This window comes from Mesorhizobium sp. M7A.F.Ca.CA.004.06.1.1 (assembly GCF_003999135.1).
Taxonomy (GTDB): domain Bacteria; phylum Pseudomonadota; class Alphaproteobacteria; order Rhizobiales; family Rhizobiaceae; genus Mesorhizobium.
Genome location: NZ_RZPQ01000439.1, coordinates 1 through 3,734, shown reverse-complemented (window position 1 = coordinate 3,734; position 3,734 = coordinate 1). Strand labels below are relative to the sequence as shown.

General features: G+C 63.2%; 3 protein-coding genes and 1 pseudogene. All 4 read left to right on the top strand.

Features of this window, described 5'->3' with window-relative positions:
* Nucleotides 1-746: pseudogene (locus tag EN906_RS38410) on the top strand (hydroxyacylglutathione hydrolase); the annotation flags it as partial.
* A gap of 166 nt (nt 747-912) precedes the next feature.
* Nucleotides 913-2,016 (top strand): dimethylsulfone monooxygenase SfnG, encoded by a 1,104-nt coding sequence (sfnG, locus tag EN906_RS22800; RefSeq protein ID WP_127270760.1) that lies wholly within the window; start codon nt 913-915, stop codon nt 2,014-2,016.
* Nucleotides 2,017-2,128: 112 nt separating this feature from the next.
* Nucleotides 2,129-3,064 carry an ABC transporter ATP-binding protein gene (locus tag EN906_RS22795; protein ID WP_127270762.1) on the top strand — a complete coding sequence of 312 codons (936 nt, stop codon included), beginning with the start codon at nt 2,129-2,131 and terminating at the stop codon, nt 3,062-3,064.
* The coding region (locus EN906_RS22790; protein ID WP_164777293.1) for a branched-chain amino acid ABC transporter permease at nt 3,061-3,734 on the top strand (674 nt) is incomplete at its 3' end. The genes EN906_RS22795 and EN906_RS22790, both read left to right, overlap by 4 nt.

Genomic DNA, 3,734 nt, shown 5'->3' with positions numbered 1-3,734 from the left:
GCGGACACCCCGATGTCAGGGGCGAGCCTTTTGGCGATTTTGCACCCGCGCCGGCCACGACGGCGCTCGGCCTGCTCAGGGCCATTCGCGCGACGCTGACAGCTGCGAGAGCGGCCAATGTCAACTGGCAGTCGGTCTTCGACCAACTGCGCCTGCAGGGGCCGGTGCTGTGGGCCGCACTTGCCCCGCCGGAGCGGGCAAGGCTGGTCCGCCGGCTGCGCGTGTTCTGGGACGTGCATCGCTTCAGGATCGCTCCGCAGGTGGCGGCGGTGCTCGACCGGCGTCATGCGGCCGGAACATTCGACACCATTGCCGCCAGGCTTGTCGCGTCGAACGATGAGGACGGCAGCCTGGCTGTCAGCTTTCAACGACGCGGGCAGACACGGATCGAGACGACGCGCTTCGATGCCGTCATCAACACTACGGGTCCGGCTCATGGGCAGGCATTACAGCTGAACCCGGCGCTGAGCTCGCTGGCGGAAGCCGGCTTGATCAGGACGGACCAATATGGACTTGGCATCGAGACAAGTCTCGACAGCCGCGCAATCGGCTCGGACGGTGAGGCGGTTGCGACACTCCTGGTCGCCGGCCCGCTGGCAAGAGGCACTTTCGGCGAGCTCATGGGTCTGCCGAAAGTCGCCCGCCATGCCCAGGCGGTCGCGGGGGAAATTGCCAAGCTGCTGGTTACGCTGCCGTCAGCGCAGGCGATCGGCGCCCATGCCGCGCATGGACCTCTTGCGGGCTGACATCTGCAGGCCGGGTTCGGCAGCGAAAATTGGTATTTCCGCCCCAAGAGTGCCCCAAAAACGGAAAATCCTTCTTTGTATATTTATTCTATAAACATAATAAATATCGGCGAAGTCCGGCTGCGGCCGGATCGATCAATGACACGGCCTGAATGGGAGACATTTCATGGCACACGCAGAGACCGACGCGATCAAGTTTGCCTACTGGGTGCCGAATGTTTCGGGCGGCCTGGTGATCTCCAACATCGAGCAGCGCACCAACCATTCGGCCGAGTATAACCGCAAGCTGGCGCAGATCGCCGAGAGGTCCGGCTTCGACTACGCGCTCAGCCAGATCCGTTTCACCGCTGGCTACGGCGCCGACGAACAGCATGAATCGGTGGCGTTCAGCCATGATCTGCTGGCGGCGACCACCACGCTCAAGGTCATCGCCGCGATCCTGCCCGGGCCATGGAACCCGGCGCTGGCGGCCAAGCAGATCGCCACCATCAGCTACCTGACCAACGGCCGCGTCGCGATCAATCTTGTCTCCGGCTGGTTCCGCGGCGAGTTCCACGCCATTGGCGAGCATTGGCTCGACCATGACGAGCGCTACCGCCGCTCGGAAGAATTCATTCGTGCGCTGCGCGGAATATGGACTGAAGACAGCTTCACCTTCCGTGGTGATTTCTACCGCTTCAACGAATATTCGCTGAAGCCGAAGCCGCCGCAGCCGCTGCCCGAAATCTTCCAGGGTGGCTCGTCGCGCGCCGCACGCGACATGGCATCACGGGTTTCGGACTGGTACTTCACCAACGGCAACACGCCGGCTGAAATCGCCAAGCAGGTCGACGACCTCAGGGCCAAGGCGAAGGCCAACAACCATTCCGTCAAGGTCGGCGTCAACGCTTTCGCTGTCGTTCGCGAGACCGAGGAGGAGGCCAAGACGGTGCTCGCCGAAATCATCGCCAAGGCCAATCCCGAAGCGGTCAATGCTTTCGGCCATGAGGTCAAGAACGCCGGTAAGGCCTCGCCGGAAGGTGAGGGCAATTGGGCGAAATCGTCCTTCGACGACCTGGTCCAGTACAATGACGGCTTCCGCTCCAACCTGATCGGCACCCCCAGGCAGGTCGCTCAACGCGTCGTCGACCTGAAGCGCGCGGGTGCGGATCTCATCCTGCTCGGTTTCCTGCACTTCCAGGAAGAGGTCGAGTATTTCGGCAAGCATGTCATCCCACTCGTTCGCGAACTGGAAGATGCCGAGGCGGCGGCGTCGCTGGCGGCGGAGTAGTCACCCCATAGGCACGCCGGGCAGGCGCCGGCCTGCACACATGAAGCTTGCCCGGCGCGCTGATCCGTCGGGCGGCAATAGGATTTTGCGCGCCTAATCGAGGACGATTGGAATGCCGTTGCCCAGTTATACGCTCGGAGTGATGGACGCTTCGGTCTATGCGCCGGAAGTCTTTGCACGCGGCTTGCCGTCAGGCCTGCGGTTGGAGCAGTCGTTCGAAGATGCCGCCTGGCCGGCAGGGTCCGTTGCCGACGCCGCCTCTCCCTTGCTCGCGCTTCAGGGCATAAGCCTGTCGTTTGGCGGCGTCGTCGCACTTGCCGATATCGACCTGTCGGTTCTACCAGGCGAGATCCGTGCCATCATCGGCCCTAACGGGGCCGGCAAGAGCTCGCTGATCAACGTCATCAGCGGCGTCTACAGGCCGGATCGTGGCCATGTCCAGCTCGACGGTACCTTCTATGCCCAGGTCCCGACGCAGCGGCTGGCCCATCTCGGCGTCGCCAGAACCTTCCAGAACCTTGCACTGTTCAAGGGCCTCAGCGTCCTCGACAATATCGCCTCTGGCCTTGCCTACAAGGTTCGCTCCAACTTTGCCGGCCAGGTGCTCGGCATCGGCCGCTCGCGTGGCGAGCAGCGCGATTCACGCAGCCGTGCCGAACAGGTCCTCGAATTCCTCCATCTCACCGCCATTCGCGACCGTCTTGTCGGCACCTTGCCTTATGGGCTGCAGAAGCGTGTCGAATTGGCCCGCGCTCTGGTGGCCGAGCCGCGCCTGCTTTTGCTCGACGAGCCGATGGCCGGCATGACAGCGAGCGAAAAGAGCGAGATGGCGGCTTTCGTCCGTGCCGCGCGCGATCGTTTCGCCACCACCGTGGTGTTGATCGAGCACGATGTCGGCGTCGTCATGGGTCTGTCCGATCGAATCGCCGTCCTCGACTACGGCCGCAAGATCGCCGACGCCACGCCCGATGAAGTCAGGAACGACCAGCGCGTCATCGATGCTTATCTCGGCGTCGCCTCGGACAATGAAGACGGGGCAGGCATATGATCGCCGGTTTCGACTACCAGTTCTTCATCGAAGTGCTCGTCGGAGGCCTGCTCTCAGGCGTCATGTATTCGCTTGTCGCGATCGGCTTCGTGCTCATCTACAAGACCTCGGGCGTGCTCAATTTCGCGCAAGGCGCGATGCTGCTGTTTGCGGCACTCACCTTCGTCAGCCTTGTCGAGCGCGGCATTCCCTTCGCGCTGGCGCTGGTGGTCACCTTCGCCATCATGGTGGCGATCGGCATCGCCATCGAGCGCACGGTGCTCAGGCCACTGACCAACAAGCCGCCGATCACCCTGTTCATGGCGACGCTTGGCCTGTCCTACATCATCGAAGGCGCTGCCCAGCTGATCTGGGGCACGCAGGTCCACGGCCTCGATCTCGGCATCGAGGATGTGCCGCTGGAAATCGGCGGCGTGCTGATCAGCCAGTTCGATATTTTCGCGGCCGTGGTTGCTTCCGGCATGGTCCTCTTGCTGTCGCTGTTCTTCCGCTACACCCGCATCGGCCTCTCCTTCCGCGCAGTCGCCGACGATCAGTTCGCGGCACTCGCGGTCGGCCTCAGGCTACCCCTGATCTGGGCCACTGTATGGGCCGCCGCCGGCCTCGTCGCGCTGGTGGCCGGACTGCTGTGGGGCGCACGCCTCGGCGTGCAGTTCTCGCTGTCGCTGGT